The organism is Arenicella sp. 4NH20-0111 (genome assembly GCF_040366405.1).
Classification (GTDB): domain Bacteria; phylum Pseudomonadota; class Gammaproteobacteria; order Arenicellales; family Arenicellaceae; genus Arenicella.
Map to the genome: position 1 here is coordinate 78746 of NZ_BAABWF010000005.1, position 19187 is coordinate 97932.

General features: G+C 45.0%; 12 protein-coding genes and 7 tRNA genes. 15 read left to right on the forward strand and 4 right to left on the reverse strand.

Annotated elements, in window-relative coordinates:
• Positions 1-43: 43 nt before the first annotated feature.
• Positions 44-499 carry a tellurite resistance TerB family protein gene (locus ABWW54_RS11815; RefSeq protein WP_353412484.1) on the reverse strand — a complete coding sequence of 152 codons (456 nt, stop codon included), beginning with the start codon at positions 497-499 and terminating at the stop codon, positions 44-46.
• Between the two features lie 167 nt (positions 500-666).
• Between ABWW54_RS11815 and htpX the strand changes: the two genes are divergently transcribed.
• Positions 667-1494, forward strand: a complete 828-nt coding sequence (gene htpX / locus ABWW54_RS11820; RefSeq protein WP_353412486.1) for a protease HtpX — start codon at positions 667-669, stop codon at positions 1492-1494.
• Between the two features lie 76 nt (positions 1495-1570).
• Here htpX and ABWW54_RS11825 read toward each other — a convergent pair whose 3' ends face one another.
• The gene (locus ABWW54_RS11825) at positions 1571-2152 is read right to left on the reverse strand and encodes a hypothetical protein (RefSeq protein WP_353412487.1); all 582 of its coding nucleotides are present in this window, start codon (positions 2150-2152) and stop codon (positions 1571-1573) included.
• A 132-nt stretch (positions 2153-2284) separates the two neighbouring features.
• Between ABWW54_RS11825 and ABWW54_RS11830 the strand changes: the two genes are divergently transcribed.
• Positions 2285-2770, forward strand: a complete 486-nt coding sequence (locus ABWW54_RS11830) for an asparaginase domain-containing protein (RefSeq protein WP_353412488.1) — start codon at positions 2285-2287, stop codon at positions 2768-2770.
• A gap of 91 nt (positions 2771-2861) precedes the next feature.
• On the opposite strand, the gene htpG is transcribed toward ABWW54_RS11830, so the two are convergent.
• On the reverse strand, positions 2862-4733 hold the full coding sequence (gene htpG / locus ABWW54_RS11835; RefSeq protein WP_353412490.1) for a molecular chaperone HtpG: 1872 nt from the start codon (positions 4731-4733) through the stop codon (positions 2862-2864).
• 272 nt (positions 4734-5005) lie between these two features.
• Between htpG and ABWW54_RS11840 the strand changes: the two genes are divergently transcribed.
• The 12 genes from ABWW54_RS11840 (at position 5006) to ABWW54_RS11895 (ending at position 13970) form a co-directional block, all read left to right on the forward strand.
• Positions 5006-5082 (forward strand) — tRNA-Pro (locus ABWW54_RS11840).
• 129 nt (positions 5083-5211) lie between these two features.
• A tRNA-Arg gene (locus tag ABWW54_RS11845) sits at positions 5212-5288 on the forward strand.
• 130 nt (positions 5289-5418) lie between these two features.
• A tRNA-His gene (locus ABWW54_RS11850) sits at positions 5419-5494 on the forward strand.
• Between the two features lie 62 nt (positions 5495-5556).
• Positions 5557-5641, forward strand: a tRNA-Leu gene (locus tag ABWW54_RS11855).
• 314 nt (positions 5642-5955) lie between these two features.
• On the forward strand, positions 5956-7266 hold the full coding sequence (gene tig / locus ABWW54_RS11860; RefSeq protein WP_353412491.1) for a trigger factor: 1311 nt from the start codon (positions 5956-5958) through the stop codon (positions 7264-7266).
• A 192-nt stretch (positions 7267-7458) separates the two neighbouring features.
• Complete coding sequence (gene clpP, locus ABWW54_RS11865; protein ID WP_353412492.1) at positions 7459-8121, forward strand: ATP-dependent Clp endopeptidase proteolytic subunit ClpP; 663 nt, start codon at positions 7459-7461, stop codon at positions 8119-8121.
• Positions 8122-8447: 326 nt separating this feature from the next.
• Positions 8448-9719 (forward strand): ATP-dependent Clp protease ATP-binding subunit ClpX, encoded by a 1272-nt coding sequence (clpX, locus tag ABWW54_RS11870; RefSeq protein ID WP_353412493.1) that lies wholly within the window; start codon positions 8448-8450, stop codon positions 9717-9719.
• A 417-nt stretch (positions 9720-10136) separates the two neighbouring features.
• Positions 10137-12554 (forward strand): endopeptidase La, encoded by a 2418-nt coding sequence (gene lon, locus ABWW54_RS11875; protein WP_353412495.1) that lies wholly within the window; start codon positions 10137-10139, stop codon positions 12552-12554.
• A 513-nt stretch (positions 12555-13067) separates the two neighbouring features.
• Positions 13068-13340, forward strand: a complete 273-nt coding sequence (locus tag ABWW54_RS11880) for an HU family DNA-binding protein (protein ID WP_353412496.1) — start codon at positions 13068-13070, stop codon at positions 13338-13340.
• A 131-nt stretch (positions 13341-13471) separates the two neighbouring features.
• Positions 13472-13547 (forward strand) — tRNA-Val (locus ABWW54_RS11885).
• Between the two features lie 101 nt (positions 13548-13648).
• A tRNA-Asp gene (locus ABWW54_RS11890) sits at positions 13649-13725 on the forward strand.
• A gap of 168 nt (positions 13726-13893) precedes the next feature.
• Positions 13894-13970 (forward strand) — tRNA-Asp (locus tag ABWW54_RS11895).
• 166 nt (positions 13971-14136) lie between these two features.
• Here ABWW54_RS11895 and ABWW54_RS11900 read toward each other — a convergent pair.
• A complete protein-coding gene (locus tag ABWW54_RS11900; RefSeq protein WP_353412497.1) occupies positions 14137-16860 on the reverse strand; it encodes a M16 family metallopeptidase in 2724 nt (907 codons plus the stop codon).
• A gap of 411 nt (positions 16861-17271) precedes the next feature.
• On the opposite strand from ABWW54_RS11900, the gene ABWW54_RS11905 reads away from it, so the two are divergent.
• On the forward strand, positions 17272-19170 hold the full coding sequence (locus tag ABWW54_RS11905) for a peptidylprolyl isomerase (protein WP_353412498.1): 1899 nt from the start codon (positions 17272-17274) through the stop codon (positions 19168-19170).
• The last annotated feature ends 17 nt before the right edge of the window (positions 19171-19187 follow it).

A 19187-nucleotide genomic window follows, 5' to 3' on the forward strand; every position in this document is an offset into this window, starting at 1 on the left:
TGCCAGCGCTGTGAGCGCGCTTAGTGTTGTTGAATTGATAAAGTTAATGGTTACGAGCAAGCTCACGTTTGGCGTTCTCGCGAGCAACATTAATTTGCCGGTCGGTTAAATACAAAAGGCCCGCAACTTTTCGAACCAAATGTCGTTCGTTACTGTCTATGTAATCATCCGCAAAAGCCAACATCCAGAGATATTCAAGTAGCTTCATACGCTGATCGTTACTCCAGTTATCGCATATCTGGCGCGTAAAGCCCTGTAAACTGATGGCGTCCTCAGCGCTACTCTTAGCTTCGTCAATTAAAATGGTGACTTCATCTGAAGTGAGATTGAATTGCGAGTGAAGTATCGCTTGCATCTGTTGAATTTCAGCATCGTCTACGTCGCCATCTGACCTTACCAATTCGAACATCAAGGTAGCAGCCGCGAGCTTGAGGTCGTTTTCATTTGACGCGCTAGGCTGTTGTTCTTGGCTGAGGAGCTGTTTTAATCTCTGTAACATGGCTAACATTTCACTGTTTGAGTCGGTTTGCCGTGATTTTTATGCGCAAAATCACGATTTGATTGTAAATATGAATTAATTCTCATGTTGAGCGTCTTGAATCATTGACAATCAGTTAGCATATTATAGACAGTTTTTACGCTAGTTTTATAAGACGGAGTAATGCAGTGAGACGAATTTTATATTTTCTGGCCACAAATGCCGCGATTATGGTTGTGGTAAGTGTGGTTATGATGTTTTTGCCGGCCGAGTGGCGGAATCAAAACACCAGCTTTTTAGTTATGGCTTTGGTGTTTGGCTTTGGTGGCTCAATTGTGTCGTTGTTGATGTCGAAGTCGATGGCCAAGCGCAGTGCAGGGGTGGAATTGATTACCGAGCCCCGCAATGACACAGAGCAATGGTTGCTTAGTACTGTGGCTAGGCAGGCTGAACAAGCGGGAATTGGCATGCCTGAGGTGGGCATATTTTATACGGATCAAGTGAACGCATTCGCAACCGGAGCGAATAAAAATAATGCGCTTGTGGCAGTGAGTTCAGGCTTATTAAAGTCAATGACTCGGGAAGAGGCCGAAGCGGTCATGGGGCACGAAATAGCGCACGTCGCTAATGGCGATATGATTACGTTGACTTTGATTCAGGGTGTTGTGAATACGTTTGTGATCATTCTTGCCCGAGCGCTAGCGTTGGCGATCGATCGTGATGGGCGGGGATTCGGTTATATGATCGGCTATTTTGGTGGTCAAATGGTGTTCGGTTTTTTGGCCAGCATAATCGTCGCTGCTTTTAGCCGCCAGCGTGAATTTAGAGCTGATCAAGGTGGTGCGCAATTCTCAAGCAAGCAAAATATGATTTCGGCCTTAGAGCGACTCAAGCAGGGGCAGGCAGGGCAGCTTCCGGACCAATTGGCGGCGTTTGGTATTAACAGTAGCGTGAAGAATTTGTTCTCCACTCATCCGCCTTTAGATGTGCGTATCGAAGCGCTGAAAAACAGTTAATAGAAAATTCTAGTGTGATTCTTAAATGACGCCTTCGATGACTGGTTCATCGGAGGCGTTTCGTTGTCTGCCGACGCTAAATGTCCATTCGACTTTCTTGCTGTACTCCAAAGCTCAATTCCCCACTTGTATACGTGGTGCCAAATGTATTGCGTAGAGTCGCCACTTGGCGAATGGCTGATAGCAGCTGCTGCTCTGAGAGTTCTTTTAAAGGGTGAATGTAAGCTGAGTAGAGAACACCTTCTCCCACGGCGTATCGGGCGTCTAACGCTAGGTGATAATTCGACACTAATGTAGCAGCAAGCTGAGTGTCGTTAAGGTCTCTGGCCGCCATTATCGGAGAGAGGAGTCGCATGCGATTGGCTTGAGTGGCGACAACGGCGATCAATTGGGCCTGATCGAACGTGAATGTGATTGTTCCGTTTTTGCTGGTCATGACATCGCTCCCTACTTTAGCAATGACGGCTTTGAATTTTTCTAGCGTCATACCAGTGTTGGCCTTAACATCTTGGCTGTCTTCATCTGTTTTTGATGGCTGCTCTGTTTGTCTGCGGTTCTCATTGTGTGTCAATAACTGTGGCTGCCACGCAAAAATCGTTGGGCTGGCGAGCGCCAAAAACAGAGCTGTGTAGTAAGGTTGTCTGCGAATAAAGTTCATTTTTGATGGCTCCTAAATCTGTGTTCATCGAATTTTCTTTCGTTGAAGGGGCGAATAGCGAGATCAATCGTTTTTGATATCGTGCTACATTCCAATCTAGACCTTTCATCAAGAACTTTTTGTGCAACGAATATGAAAATTAATGCAATTGCCGTGGGTGGCACGATAGATAAAATCTATTTTGATGCTAAAAGCAAATATGAAGTCGGCGAGCCAGCCGTCAGAAAGATGCTGGTCGACCTGCCCATACATTTGGACGTTGAAATAACCCCGTTGATGGCTAAAGACAGCCTAGAGATGACGGATGCTGATAGGGCTGACATTGTTCGAGCTGTTGAGTCATCGTCCTCAGATAAGATTTTGGTGACTCATGGGACGGACACCATGCCTGAAACGGCTAGAGCTTTGGCGGCCGTTGAAGGTAAAACGGTGGTGCTCACAGGGGCTTTGGCTCCCGCTATTTTTAAAGATAGTGATGCGCAATTTAACGTAGGTGGAGCCTTGGCGGTACTGCAATCAAAAGAAAGTGGCGTCTATATTGTAATGAACGGGCAGGTATTTGATGCGTTAAACGTTAGAAAGGACAGGGCGCTCAATCGATTTTTATCATTGGATTAGTCTGCCCGACTGAAAGTTAAGAGCCTTGGCCGATAACATCGATCGCAAAAAAAAACGCCAGCGGTTAAGCTGGCGTTTTTTGTGTTGACGGCTAGTTAACCAGTAATTTATTCACAAGTTTCACGTAACTTGCTGGGTCTTTGAGTTGAGCGCCTTCGCTTAATGCGGCTTGATCGAAAAGTACCAGAGCCCAGTCGTTAAAGTGCTCGTTGTTTTGATCGAGTTGTTTTATTAAAGCATGGTCCGGATTGATTTCGAGGATTGGCATGCTGCTCGGAGCATCTTGCCCCATCGCCTTCATGATTCGTTCCAGATTTGCACCAGGATCGTTTTCGTCAGCGACCAAACACGCCGGAGATTCCGTTAGGCGGTTGGTTAACCTTACGTCTTTGACTGAGTCCTTGAGAGCTTCTTTAAGCTTTTCTGTGATGCTTGAGAGAGCTTCTTTTTGCTCTTCCTGTTCCTTCTTTTCATCGTCACTGAGCTCTAAATCGCCCTTGGTTACCGACTTCAGTGGCTTTTCATTGAACTCGGGTAAGCTGTTTGCAAGCCACTCATCAACTGGGTCGCTCATCAACAAAACTTCGATGCCTTTTTTCGCAAACATCTCAAGGTGCGGAGACCCTTTGGCCGCTTTGTGACTTTCGGCGGTAATGTAGTAAATGGCGTCTTGGTCTTCTTTCATTCGCCCTGCATACTCTTCTAGAGACACCGTTTGCTCATCACTCTCGGTGCTGGCAAAGCGCAGAAGAGGTGTGATGTTGTCCTTGTTGGCCATGTCTTCTACGACGCCTTCTTTGATTACCTGGCCGAACTCTTTCCAAAATTCTTGGTAGGTGTTTGGCTCGTCTTTTGCTATTCGTTTGAGCTCATCTAAGACGCGTTTGACAGCACGACCCTTAATTTTCTTAATATCTCGGTCACTTTGAAGTATCTCCCGGGATACGTTTAATGGGAGGTCAGATGAATCTATCACCCCCTTGATGAACCTTAGATAGTTTGGCATCAGGTTTTCAGCGTCGTCAGTAATGAATATGCGACGCACGTATAACTTAATTCCTTTTTTGTCTTCTCTGTTCCACAGATCGTAAGGAGCCTTCTTAGGGATGAAAAGCAGGGAGGTGTATTCTAGATTGCCTTCAACCTTATGGTGAAGGGTGGATAAGGGGGGCTCCATGTCATAGCTCAGTGACTGGTAAAAGCTTTGATACTCCTCATCAGAGACCTCGCTCTTGGGTCGTGCCCAAAGCGCCGTGCCCTTATTAACGGTTTCAAATTCAGCCTCTTCTCCCTCTTTCGGATTCCCCTCATCATCGAGCGGAGCAGATCCCAACATTTTTATTGGTAGTGAAATGTGTTCAGAGTATTTGTTGATGATGTGTTTTAAGCGGAAATCTTCGAGATACTCGCTTTCCTCATCGCGCAAATGCAAAGTAATTGACGTGCCAGCGTCTTCGCGTTGAGTATCGGCTATGGTGAATTCCCCCTTTCCATCTGATTCCCACTGGTAAGCTTGCTCAGCTCCGGCTCTTCGGGTGATAAGCGTTACTTTATCAGCGACCATAAAGACGGAGTAGAAGCCAACGCCAAATTGACCTATCAAGCTCACGTCGCCGTTGCTATCGCTTTCAGATTTAAGCGCTTGCATGAACTTCTTTGTGCCCGAGCGTGCGATGGTTCCGATATTTTCGATTATTTCATCGTGGCCCATGCCGATGCCATTATCACTGATAGTGATTGTGTTGGCTTCTTTGTCGGTGGTGATGGTCACTGCAAGCTCTTCATCATCACTTAACAGTGTGGCGTCGGTTAGCGCTTCGAATCGACGCTTATCTATTGCGTCCGAACTGTTAGAAATTAGCTCTCGGAGAAAAATCTCTTTCTGGCTATATAACGAGTTGATCATTAAATCTAACAGCTGAGATATTTCAGTCTGAAATACGTGAGTTTGTGTGTTGCTCATAATCTAAAATATTTGCCCTGTAAGCGGCTATTTCTGGTTATTACTGATCTCGACTTAATGGGGATAGGCAGGAAAAAAATCAAGCATACAATTTTTATCTTTTTTTTTACTTTTTCGTTGACGACCTACCATCATGTGAGTATAGTCGCGCCTCAACGATTTGCAGGGTGATTTCTCTTTCACTCCCACAGTATCGAAACGAAGTTTTTTGAGGATTATTACTTAGAAAATGAGCGGAAATATTGGGAAGAGGTCAAAAATTACCACACCGTCGGGGTGTAGCGCAGCCTGGTAGCGCATCTGGTTTGGGACCAGAGGGTCGGGGGTTCGAATCCCTCCACCCCGACCATTTCGTCGTTTTAGTAGCGTTGTAGTTTTAGGTGTTATGAGTGCGGATATTGTTAACTTACGTTATCGACATCGAGTTCATGGCCCACTAAAGAGGAAGCGCCACAAGCGCGATGAAGTTTATGGTTGAGCGCCCGTAGCTCAACCGGATAGAGCAACGGCCTTCTAAGCCGTAGGTTACAGGTTCGAGTCCTGTCGGGCGCGCCATTAACCTTAATTGGTTGTTAGGCTAAAAGTTGTATGATGACTTTTGGTATGCAACTCAGTAAGGCTCTTTGCATGTTGTTGTGTTTGGTTTTAAACTGTTTAGAATCAAGCAACCATTTTGAACTATCTGGTGATTGTAGCTCAGTTGGTAGAGCCCCGGATTGTGATTCCGGTGGTCGTGGGTTCGAGCCCCATCAGTCACCCCAGTTTAAGCTGTGTGCAGTGAAAATTGGCAGGTAGTGTTTAACGACGTCTTAAATCGTGTTGTGCGAGAGTGGCGGAATTGGTAGACGCGCTGGATTTAGGTTCCAGTGTCTTGCGGCGTGAGAGTTCGAGTCTCTCCTCTCGCACCATTTAAGAAGTCGTTTTATAGTGCCCTTTCGAGCTTGCGCTCTGCGAGCTTTGGAACATGTTTACATCAAGGTTGATTTTGTGGTCCAGCGTACTCTTTTAGGTATAAAAAGTTTCCGCTGAGTGTGGCTCATGCAAAATCTGCTGAGAATCTTCATATTCGTCGATTTTTTACGTCATTAGCCATTTTCTCTTTCAATGCCTTAGTGGTAGAATCCGGCCCCTGTTTGTGCGCCTGCTGGTTTGTTCAGCATTGAGCAGCACAAGAAAAGATTAAGAATAGAAGTTTAATTTAAGTAACGATAACGAGTTATAAATGCAAGCGTCAGTTGAAAAAACCAGTGCCATTGGCCGTAAAGTGAGCGTTGTTGTACCTGCTGAAAAAATTGAAACAGCCGTACAAAATCGCCTAAAGCAACTTTCTAAGCGCGTGAAAATCCAGGGCTTTCGTCCCGGTAAAGTGCCTATGAAAATTGTTGATCAGCAGTATCGTGGGACTGCGACCAATGAAGTTTTGGGTGACATCATCCAAAATAGTTTGGCTGAGGCGTTGGAAGAACAAAAAATTGTTCCAGCCGTGCAACCTGACATCCTTCCTGAGCAGCTTGAGAAAGGAGCAGATTTTAAGTACACAGCCACTTTCGACGTGTATCCTGAATTTGAAAAACTTAACTTGGAAGGCGTTAAAATTGTTAAGCCTGAAAGCGAAGTGGCTGAAACGGACATCGATAAAGTCATAGAGAATATGGCTAAGCAGCAGCTCACTTGGGTAGAGCGCAAGCGTAAGTGTAAAAACGGCGATCGGGTCATGCTGGATTTCGTCGGTACCGTTGATGGTGAGGAGTTTGCTGGTGGTAAGGCTGACGATTACGCCATTGTGTTGGGCGAAGGCCAAATGCTCCCAGACTTTGAAAAAGGCGTTAAGGGAATGAAAGGCGGAGAATCTAAGGACATCGATGTGGTGTTTCCTGAAGATTACAACGAAGAATTGGGCGGCAAGACAGCGGTATTTAAAATCGACGTTAAGTCAGTGTCTGAAGGTAAGTTGCCAGAAATTGATGAGGACTTTGTTAAGGGTTTCGGCATTGACAGCGGCGACGTAGCCGACCTTCGGGCAGAGGTTAAGTCAAACTTAGAGACGAACTTGGAAGGTCAGCTAAGTTCCACTATTCGTCAAAGAACCTTCGACGCATTGCTTGAGCAAAATAGCGCTGAGATCCCTGAGAAAATGGTTCGTGAAGAGGCTGGGCGAATGGTTGAAGAGCAAAAGAATCAAATGCTCCAGCAAGGGATTGATGCTAAGTTGTTGGAAAATTTTCCTGCGCCAGAATTTGAAACACTGAAGCCACAAGCTGAAAAGCGCGTAGCGTTAGGCTTATTGATGATGGAAGTCATCAATAAGGAAGGCTTGAAGCCAGATGAAGATCGGGTGAATGCTCGTATCGAAAAAATGGCGTCATCTTATGAAGACCCATCAGAATTTGTAAACTATTATAAGTCGAATCAACAGGCCTTGGCTCAAGTGCAATCGTTGGTTCTTGAAGAGCAGGTAGTGGACCTTTTATTGGCAAAAGCCGATGTCGAAAAGGAAGAAGTTGTGGCATCCGAGTTGCTGAATATGCAATAAACTGAAAGTATTTAATAAAGAAGGCCGGCTGCGATGTTTTTCGTAGTCGGTTTTTTTTTGTTTGTTTATGCTTTGCCCCTTGAGCGAATGAAAAACGTCTCTACATAAAAACTAAACAAGTCGCGCTATACTGTGATCATATGACGGGCCCATTACCGAATCGGGCGCAACCAACCTAATAATTAAAGCAATATGAACAACTATCCAAATTCTGTTATTCAGTCGCCATTTCCAACCAATCAAGCTCCAGAGTCCCCACAGGCGGCTGGTGGTTTGGTTCCTATGGTTGTCGAGAGTTCGGGGCGCGGAGAGCGCGCCTACGACATTTACTCCCGCTTGCTGAAGGAACGAGTTGTTTTCTTGGTGGGTCAGGTTGAGGATTACATGGCAAACCTTATTGTGGCTCAACTGTTGTTTCTTGAGTCTGAAAACCCAGATAAGGATATCAATCTCTACATCAATAGTCCGGGTGGATCAGTGACCGCTGGGATGGCCATCTACGACACCATGCAATTTATTAAACCTAACGTGAATACCGTTTGCATTGGGCAGGCCGCAAGCATGGGGGCGCTATTGCTTACGGCCGGAGCTGCGGGTAATCGATTTGCGCTACCGCATGCTCGTGTAATGATCCATCAGCCTCTAGGCGGATATCAAGGGCAGGCAACGGACATCGATATCCACGCTCAAGAGATATTGCGAATTCGTGAAGAGATGAACCAAATTATGGCGAAGCATACAGGGCAAGAGTTCGACAAAATTGCTAAAGATACTGAGCGCGATAACTTTTTGAGCGCAGAAGAAGCGAAGGAATACGGGTTAATCGACGAGGTTTTAGAGCAGCGACCGGTATAGAGATATCTACGTTGTGGCTTAACGTTTAATGGGCGCTTGAAATACATTCTTCGTTAGTGGTCGCGTTGCGCTGCTAGCGATTTGCGCGAGTATTTAACGACCCAATACTCTATTGGCCGCTGCACATTGGACCCATTAATTGCATGTTTGAGTGTTCTGTCTGAGCAAATTTGCATTTTATTGTGGTCTATTAATGAGTTACACTTTAAATAATTGTGTGTAAATGATGGGTGAGTCCATCGGTTTATCACTCTTAGAGCTGTGTCAAGGCAGGTTGTTTATGCCACCTAATCGCAGTCCATATGAGAATTTTAGTAGGGGAATTTATGACCGACGACAATAAAAGTAACGAAGACAACAAGCTACTTTATTGTTCTTTTTGTGGCAAAAGCCAGCACGAAGTTCGCAAACTGATTGCGGGCCCGTCAGTGTTTATTTGCGATGAATGTGTGGATTTATGTGAAGACATTATTCGCGAAGAAGCAATCGATGATATCGCAAACAGTGAAGAAGCTGAGGTTTTCCCTACGCCTCAGGAAATTCACGACGGCTTGAATGACTACGTCATTTCACAGGAAGCTGCGAAAAAAGTACTTTCGGTTGCCGTATACAATCATTATAAGCGTATTCGTAGTCAAGAGGCCGATCCAGAAGTTGATATAGCAAAGAGTAATATTCTACTTATCGGCCCAACGGGCTCTGGTAAGACCTTGTTGGCCGAAACCTTGGCAAAACAATTGAATGTGCCTTTTACTATCGCGGACGCCACGACATTGACTGAGGCAGGTTACGTTGGTGAAGATGTCGAAAACATCATTCAAAAATTGCTACAAAAATGCGAATACGACGTAGAAAAAGCTCAGATAGGTATTGTCTATATCGATGAAATAGATAAGATTTCTCGGAAGTCTGACAATCCGTCAATCACTCGAGATGTATCGGGAGAGGGCGTTCAGCAAGCATTACTTAAGTTGATCGAGGGGACAACAGCCTCAGTGCCTCCACAAGGTGGTCGTAAGCACCCTCAACAAGAGTTTCTTCAAGTTGACACCCGCAACATATTATTTATCTGTGGTGGTGCATTCGCTGGCTTGGATCATATTATCAGAGAGCGTTCGGAGAAAAGTGGTATAGGTTTCGGCGCCCAAATTCATTCAAAGTCAGAGAACCCTTTCATCACAGAACACCTGAAAAAGCTTGAGCCGGAAGATTTGGTTCGATACGGTTTGATTCCTGAATTTATTGGAAGGCTACCAATTCTTGCTACCTTGGAAGAGTTGGATGAAGATGCGTTGATGACCATTTTGACTCAGCCTAAGAATGCCCTAGTGAAGCAATACCAACGTTTATTTAAGCTCGACGGAGTCGAACTTGAAATCAGAGAAGATGCATTGCTGGCGGTCGCTAAAAAAGCAATGGATCGAAAGACTGGTGCTCGCGGATTGAGGTCCATTCTTGAGAATGCGCTTCTTGAAACGATGTACGAGCTACCATCGAAAGAAGGCGTTCAAAAGGTATCGGTTGATGCAAGCACCATAAGCGAGGGAGCTCGACCGTTGTTTATTTACGAAGAGCAAGATAGTGAGAAGAGCGCTTGAACGAGCACGTTTATTTTTAACGGCTCGACGCATTGGTGTGGCGAAGCTTTGCGGTCACGACGGTAGAGTACTCATAGTCGCTGTTCCTTTAGAATTACGTTGAATTGGCAGCTTATCAGTGGTTCGTTCGATGGCGGCTAAATTCGGCGTGTTTTATTGAGCCTTTATCGGCACGCCTGATGTGCTCATTTATTGGGCTTTATATTGGGCGTTAGCTATTCAGTTTCTCGATCAGAGTGAGTTATAGCCGCGAGCTTACTTTATTGGTAAGGGCTGACTGTGGCTAAAGTTTTTCTTGGTCTTTTGTAATAAATGCCTTTTAAAAGCGGAATTTAGCCCCACTCTTAATCCGTTAAATAAATTTAAAGCGCGGCTACGTAATATCAGCTGAAAGCGCAAAAAAGAGATAAGTATATTATGTCAGAGCAACCTCCGGTTATTGATTATCAAGCTCCTTTTCCACTCTTACCTTTGCGTGATGTGGTGGTGTTTCCTCACATGGTGATCCCGTTGTTTGTCGGTCGCGAAAAATCGATACTGGCTTTAGAGCACGCAATGGATAATGGCAAACTAATTGCGCTTGTTGCGCAGTTAGATGCCGCTAAAGAAGAGCCTTCAACAGAAGATGTCTATGAAGTTGGTGTGCTGGCTAATATTCTACAAATGTTAAAGCTTCCCGATGGTACCGTCAAAGTATTGGTCGAAGGCATGCAAAGAATTCGCTTGTCTGAAGTAACAGAGGACGATTGTTTTCGAGTTATAGCTGAGCCCATGGAGACAGTCGAGGCTGACCCAGCAGAGGAGAAGGTGGCTATCAGAACCTTGGTTTCTGAATTTGAAAGCTATGCCAAAATTAATTCTAAGGTTGCCCCAGAGGCGTTGGGCCAATTAAAGTCAATTGATGATTTGGATCGGCTAGTGGACACCATTGGTGGGTTTTTAGACCTCAAATTAGATGATAAGCAGCATTTGTTAGAAGCCCATGATTTAAATGAACGCTTGGATCATGTTTTGTCGTTCATGGAGTCTGAGCTCGATATGCATCGGGTCGAGAAAAAGATCCGCGGCCGAGTTAAGAAACAGATGGAGAAGAGCCAGCGAGAATACTACCTGAATGAGCAAATGAAGGCGATTCAGAATGAGTTAGGTGAATCCGAAGATGGTCAAAGTGAGTTAGACGAAATCCAGGAGAAGATAGAACAGTCTGGAATGAGCAAGGAAGCTCGCGAAAAAGTTGATGCGGAAGTGAAGAAGTTGAGAATGATGTCGCCCATGTCAGCAGAAGCGGCGGTTGTTCGAAACTACATTGATTGGATAGTTCAAGTTCCTTGGAAAAAGCGTTCGCGAGTCCGAAGTGACATTCACGCTGCTCAGGAGATTCTTGATGAGGATCACTATGGCCTTGAAAAGGTCAAGGAACGCATACTCGAGTATTTGGCCGTTCAGCAGCGCCTGAAAAAGATGAAAGGCCCGATATTGTGTCTGGTTGGCCCTCCTGGCGTTGGTAAGACGTCTTTGGGTAAATCAATAGCAAAAGCCACCAACCGTAAATTCATCCGAATGTCATTAGGTGGTGTTCGTGATGAAGCTGAAATACGTGGGCATAGGCGAACTTACATTGGCTCCATGCCGGGTAAAATCGTGCAAAACATGTCTAAGATCAAGACCAAAAACCCTCTGTTTTTGCTGGATGAAATAGATAAAATGGCGGCCGATTTTCGCGGTGACCCAGCCTCTGCCATGTTGGAAGTGTTAGATCCGGAGCAAAACAGCACATTTGCCGATCATTATTTAGAGGTCGACTATGATCTTTCTGAGGTGATGTTTGTTGCAACGTCGAATAGTTTGAATATTCCTGGGCCACTTTTGGATCGAATGGAAGTAATTCGATTGGAAGGCTATACCGAAGCGGAAAAGCTCAATATTGCGCAGCGTTATCTTGTTAAGAAGCAGAAAACTAACAATGGCTTGCGAGAATCTGAAATCGAAATAGCGGAGTCGGCGATCACCGACACTATTCGATACTATACTCGAGAGGCCGGCGTTCGTGGGTTGGAGCGAGAGATGGCTAAGATTTGCCGTAAAGTAACCAAAAAGTTGTTGCTCGACGGAAAGCTTAGCAAGGTAATTGTGAATGCTGATAATCTAAGTGAATTCTTAGGCGTGAGAAAATTCAGTTTTGGTTTAGCGGAGGATGAAAACCGCGTTGGCCAAGTGACAGGCTTAGCATGGACCTCTGTGGGCGGGGAGTTGCTCACGATTGAGTCAGCGGTCGTCCCTGGCAAGGGTAAGCAGACATCGACAGGTAAGCTCGGCGACGTGATGCAAGAGTCTATTCAAGCCGCGATTACAGTTATTCGTTCTCGAGCCGAAGGCTTCGGCATTAAAAAGAGTTTGTTTAGTGAGCGAGACTTCCATATTCATGTGCCTGAAGGTGCTACGCCCAAAGATGGTCCGAGCGCGGGCATTGGAATGTGTACCGCACTAATTTCAGCAATAACTGACATCCCAGTACGTGCGGATGTCGCGATGACCGGAGAGATTACTTTGCGCGGAGAAGTGCTGCCGATTGGTGGTTTGAAGGAAAAACTATTGGCCGCACACCGAGGTGGAATTAAACACGTCATAATTCCTCACGAAAATGAGAAGGATCTGGTCGAAATTTCAGACGAAGTGAAACAAGATTTAACAATTACTCCCGTTAAATGGATCGATGAAGTGTTAGAAATAGCGCTAGTTGAGGTGCCAGTGGGCAAAAAAAACAAGTCAGATGAAAAAACTACAGTTTCTTCATCTAAGTCAAAAAAGGCTAAGGAAAGTGAGGCAAGACATTAAGGCTTGGACATATTTTCTAAACTACCCTTATAAATCAATATGATCTGTACCATTATTGAGTGGTCAGTTTAGACTGCTCTGCTGAAAAAATCCTTGAAACCCGCATAAAACCTAGGCTTAAGACTAAAAAAAAGTGTAAGTCAATATTGTTTTTTCTCACCAATGCCGTCATTATTGCGGCATTGGTGAAGCGCACCCAAGAACAAGACTAAAATTCTTTTCGCTGATCCAAATGCCAGTTAAATCAAATAGGGGGCTGGCATCAATCTCCAGAATGTACTCAGAGTAGGCTCAACAGGTTTGCCTGTTAAAAGGGTCAGTTATAGCCCATGAGTATTATTTGGATAGATTAGATTGATGTCCGCATTATTGGAGGATTTTCTGGCAATAAATCAAGTTCTCAACATTTAACGAGCGGCTTTGACTTAATGCCTGTTTAGATGAGAGCTTGCCTAGTGGTTAATACCCACTTGAAAGCTAATAAAACCATATTTACCTAATGAGGAAATAATCGTGAACAAATCTGAATTAATCGACCTAGTAGCTGCTAAAGCAGATATCTCAAAATCAGCTGCTGGCGATGCGCTTGACGCAGTGCTTGAAGGAATCACTGGCGCTTTGAAAGAAGGCGATAGCGTTACTTTTGTTGGTTTTGGTACATTCTCTGTAAGTCGTCGTGAAGCTCGTGATGGCCGTAACCCACGTACAGGTGAAACGATCAAAATCGCTGCTTCTAACCAAGCTAAATTTAAAGCTGGTAAAGCATTAAAAGATGCATTAAACTAGCGCCGCTTCGGAGGTCAGAGCAAAGAACAATTGAGTTTGAAGAAGGTTTTGAAAGAGTTTAAAAAAACTTCAAAACTTACTTGCAAGCGACGAAAGTTCTGCTATTATGCGCCTCCGATTCGACGAGATTCGGGCGTTTAGCTCAGTTGGTAGAGCATCGCCCTTACAAGGCGAGGGTCAGTGGTTCAAGTCCACTAACGCCCACCACTCTTAAAGCTTGATTGAAATAGTTAAGTTTCAGTCAAAGGTTCAGAGTCAATAGATTAGGTTCTAGAAGATTTTGTAAAGAGTTTAAAATTTGGAAATGCGGAGCGGTAGTTCAGTTGGTTAGAATACCGGCCTGTCACGCCGGGGGTCGCGGGTTCGAGTCCCGTCCGCTCCGCCATTTTTCAAGTTTTCGAATAGAGAAGCCTTCAACGATGTTGAAGGCTTTTTCTTTTAAAGCATGAATTTCGTTATGTTTATGTTCGCATTATTATCGTGTTGTATCTCAGGAGTATGATACGTTGCACATGATTTGATGTTTTTTAGATGATATGGATGTCATGCAGCTGGAGCGGTAGTTCAGTTGGTTAGAATACCGGCCTGTCACGCCGGGGGTCGCGGGTTCGAGTCCCGTCCGCTCCGCCAACTTTTTGATTCAAAGAATCAATTCTCTTTTCATTCAAGGACTCGATGTCCTTTTTCTAGGGCTGGTCGACGCTTAATCGATGTCCGTCAATTGTCTGTGCCCAAGTCGTAAAAAAGCCGCAGTGTTATCTGCGGCTTCGGTTGGTGTTCTAGCTAGGTATTAACGCTACTCAACAGCGGCGCCCTCGCTATCGACTATAAGCACATTTCCGACTCCTGTGGCTCGTACGCTTTCTTCGATCCGAACACGATCTCCAACCACAATCCAGATCATGTTATCTGGCGTCATGTGTTCCTTCGCCGCAGCATTAACTTGCTCCAGGTTTATCTCTCGAAGATCTTTAACGTATCCATCCCAATAACTTTCGTCCAGTCCGTAGCGGACAAGGGTTGAAATATCGCTGTGGACTGCGCCGGCAGTTTCCCAGCGGCCTGGCAGCGTCAGTATTTTCTTATCGAGTGATCTCGCCAGTTCTTCCTGTGTTGCTGGTTTGTCATCTTGTATTGCTCGCACTTCATTGTAGAGTTCAGCAAGTGACTCTGCAGTTTTGTCTGTTTGCACTGGCGCGTAAGTGATGAACGGTCGTTGAGATTGAGTGCCGCTAATAACGCTTCTAGCACCATAGGACCAGCCTTTGTCTTCCCGCAAGTTCATGTTGATTCGAGAGTTAAAGCTCGCACCAAGTACTTCGTTCATCAACTGCAATGATTGTTCGCCTTCAAAACCAAACTTAGGCAGCATCTTCGTGCCTAAAATGACGGATTGTTCAGACCCAGGGCGGTCTATCAAGTAGACGGTCGATTTCTCAAGCGGTTCTATGTCGCTGATGTTTTTTTCGGGCGAGTCCCCGCTGGGTAATTTGGCTAACCCTTTTTCAGTTAACTCCATTACTTCCTTCATACTGATATCGCCGGTCACGATTAAAGTGGCATTTTCGGCCTTGAACCAAGTTTGATGGTAGTCTTTAAGATCAGCAACGCTGATGCTTTTGACGCTTTCTTCAGTGCCTGAGCCTGAAAATGGGGCGGAATAAGCATGTCCTTCGCCATAGAGTATTTTTGGCAACAATCGTAAACCAGCGCCAAATGGGGTTGATTTTTCTTGCTTAATGGCGGCCAGTTGTTGTTGGCGTAAACGTTCTAGCTCCTCATCAGGAAAGCTGGGATTCAAAATAACATCAGAGAATATTTTGACTGAATCGGCTAAATGTTCTTTCATCGTATTGATAGAAACGCTGGATGAGTCAAGGCTAGCGCCGCTACTCATGTTGGTTCCCATTTCAGCCAGTCGTGAGCTGATTTCTAACGCATCCATCGATTTCGTGCCTTCGTCCAGCATCGACATCGTTATGTTGGCGGTTCCTGGTTTGACGTTTTGGTCTGCTGCAAATCCAGCATCGACCAATAGCTGCATTCGTACTACCGGCACGGCATCTCTTTTGGCTAAAAGTATTTTTAACCCGTTATCGAGTGTGGCGCGCTCCAAACGATCGAAACTTACTTCGGGTGCATCGCCAATAGAGGGAATTCCTTTGCTTCGGTCCACTGTGCTAGAGGATGAGCTATGTTGGGCGTATGGCAGCACGCGCAAGGTATATTCTCCATCGCTCAGCCAGTCTCTTGTCGCTGTCATCACGTCTTTCGCAGAAGCGCTTTGGAAGCGTTCAATCGACGTTTTGAAGAAGTCAGGACTGCCATTAAATACTTGATTTTGGGCCAAAAGGTCTGCTTTGCTGCCAATTCTCTCAAGTCCCCTGATAAATCCAGCCCGACTGGATGTTTTAACCCGATTTAACTCGTCCTTAGTTGGTCCTTTGGACATGAAAATCGCAAGTTCTTCATCGATCGCATTATTTATATAATCCAGGTCATCGACATTCGCTGCAGTGGCGATGACGCCAAACAGGCCGGAAATTTCGGAGTTAAACGAGAAGGCTGAAATGTCGGTCGCTTTTTTATCTTTGTATACGAGCCGGTTGTAGAGTCTTGATTTTTTATCGCTAGAGAGCACTCCAGATGCAAGGTTCAGCCATTCCGCTTGCTCTGTACCGCGCTCAGGCACATTCCATATCTTATAAAGCCGTGCTTGAGGTACGCGGTCGTACATAACTTGTTCATGTTTGCCTTGTCGTTTGGCTATCCAGCTGCCTTGCTTGGTCAATGGAGGGCCGGCTTCAATATGCCCAAAGTACTTTTCAACCAGCGCCTGCACTTCGGTGGTGTCTACGTCACCAGCGATGACGAGTGTCGCGTTAGCCGCTCCATATTTGGTTTTGAACCATTCATGCACGTCTTCTACTGTAGCGGCATTTAGGTCTTCCATCGAGCCGATAACACTCCAGGAATATGGATGACCTTTGGGGTAGACATTTTCCAAGATCGTGCTAAAAACTCGACCATAAGGTTGGTTTTCTCCTTGTCGTTTTTCGTTTTTAACCACGCCTCGCTGCTCATCGAGTTTGGCTTGATCGATAGCGCCCAGTAAGTGGCCCATTCGATCTGATTCCATCCACAAAGCCATTTCTAATGCATTCTTCGGCACCACCTGATAGTAGTTTGTACGGTCTTGATTGGTCGTACCGTTCATGCCGGTAGCGCCAACGCGATCGAACGGCTTGAACCAGTCGTCGTTATAATTTTCCGAGCCATTAAACATTAAATGCTCGAACAGATGAGCAAAACCGGTTCTGCCTTCTTTCTCATCCTTGGAGCCGACGTGATACCAGACATTAACGGCCACCACAGGGGCTTTTTTATCTTCGTGAACAACGAGAGTCAATCCATTTTTGAGTGTTGACTTCGTATACGGTATGTCTATTTCAGATGTCTGTGCGTTTACCGCAAACATGGCTGATAAGGTTAGTAGGAAACCGATGAGAATTTTGTTCATAATGTGTTTAAATTCCATGTTTTGTTGCGTGAGCTTTGTCACCGTTAATCGTGCATTATGTTGAGCGTAATATTATTTAGACTGGTTGCCAATAATGTGCGTAAGCTTCGATGTTATTGTAAAGTCTGTATGTGCAATATACGTCTAATTAGCTAATTGGCAATTGTCAATACAACTTGCCTCTTAATAAGAGCTGGTTTTTGTGATTATCACCATTACAAAAAATTCAGGATTGCTCGTCTCAGGCGCTTTTTTCAAGAAATTAGCCTCTTCAGCAAGCTAAATGGTGTGTGCTTTTAGATAAAACCAATTTATTACCCCTGTCTGTGCATTTAATTTCCTTTTTTGTACTACAACAGTCGACTATAATGGCGCGCTGAAATTTAATAAGAACTCCTATAAGGAATCACTATGTTAACTGAAATTCGTGACCGCTCATCAGGTTGGTTTGCGTGGATTATTGCCGCTCTCATTATTATCCCAATGGCTTTCTGGGGAGTTCAAGAGTATGCCAGTACAGAAGCACGCCCCGTTTTAGCCGAAGTTGGTGAGCAAAAGATTTATCAACAAGAGTTTCAACAACAGTTAGTCAATCGTCAGCAGCAAGCTACGCAGGCTAATCCTGCTTTAGCAAACTCTGATTTTTTCTCGAGCGACTCTTATAAACGTCGAGTCCTGCAGAACTTGATTGATCGCGCGCTGGTGAATCACGTCGCAGCCGAGCAAAATTATCAGATTGGGGATGAGCAATTAGCCACACTGATTAAGGAAGACCCAGTATTTCAAACTGAAGGGAAGTTTGATCCTGAGTTGTATCAAAACTATTTGAACAGTTCGGGATTGTTTTCCAAGACTCAATTTGAAAATAGTATTCGAGAAAATTCGCGAATTTCTCAGGTGGCCGCTGGTTATCAAGAATCGAGCTTGGTTTTGCCTGATGAAATAAGAGCCATGCTTGAGATTCAATCAGAGAAACGTACGTTTGATCTGATTACGGTCAATAAAGCTGACTTCAATGATAAGGTTGAGGTCAACGATAGCGAAATTCAAACATACTACGCTGACAATACCGCGGACTACATGGACGAGGATCGGCGTTCCATTGAATATGTAGAGCTTGATACGTCCTCACTCGCAGAAGACCAACAAGCGACTGATGAAGAAGTTCAGTCTGCTTATGAAGATTACGTTGCAAGCTTTGCCGAAGACGAAACTAGAAATACCCGCCATATACTGCTTAGCACTTCTGGAGACAAGGGTGATGATGAGCAATTGGAAAAAGCTAATAGTTTAGTTGAACAATTGAGGAATGGCGGTGACTTCGCTGCACTAGCGCAAGAACATTCCGATGATCCAGGCTCTGCGGCTGATGGAGGGTCCCTCGGAGAAGTTGAAAAAGGCGCCATGGTGCCTGAGTTTGAAAAGGCCACTTTTGCTGCTGAAATCGGCGCGATCACCGATCCTGTTAAAACGCAGTTTGGCTATCATATTATTCAAGTTGAAAGCGTGAATGCTACGCAAGCAAAAGACCTGGCGCAAATGAAGTTTGATTTAACTGAAGATATCAAACTGACAAAGGCTGAAGACCAAGCGATAGAAAAAGCAGAAGAGTTGCGAAATTTATTGTTTGAACAACCAGACACTCTTGAAGGAGCTGCGGCCTCTTTGCAAACCGAAATTAAAACCACATCGCTATTTACTCGGTCTTTGGGTACTGGAATAGCATCTAATGAAGCAATACGAGCGGCTGCTTTCAGTGATCAAGTGGCGAGTCAAAATCTGAATTCCGACTTGATTGAGTTGGGGAATGGCTTATATGTTGCTGTAAGGCTGAAAGAATTTAAACCTTCCTCTCCGAAACCATTAGACACTGTTTCAGATCAAATCAAAACCAAATTGGTTGCTGATAAAGCAAGCAAGGCGGCTGAGGAAGCAGGTGCTAATCTACTCCAGCGTGCTGAGCAAAATTGGAACGAACTTGCGAAGGACGAATCAGTAGAAACGCAATCGTTCACGGTGTCGCTGATTGATACTGAGCGCAAGGCTTCTCCGGAGGTGATTCGTGAGGTCATGAAAATGCAACTAAGAGACACCGCTACCGAGTTACATTCGTTTACCGGAATCAGTGGGGACTTTAATATTGTGCGTTTGAGCCAGATCGCCCCCGGTGATCTGACGCAAATCAGCCAGCAGGTAAAAGACGCAACGCGACGAATGCTTGAGCAACGCAACGGCCAAAGTTTATTTGGGGCTTATTTAAAGGGCCTACAAGAAACTGTAAAACCAGTGATTAATGAAGAGCTGCTCTAAAATAGGGCTGCCTGATT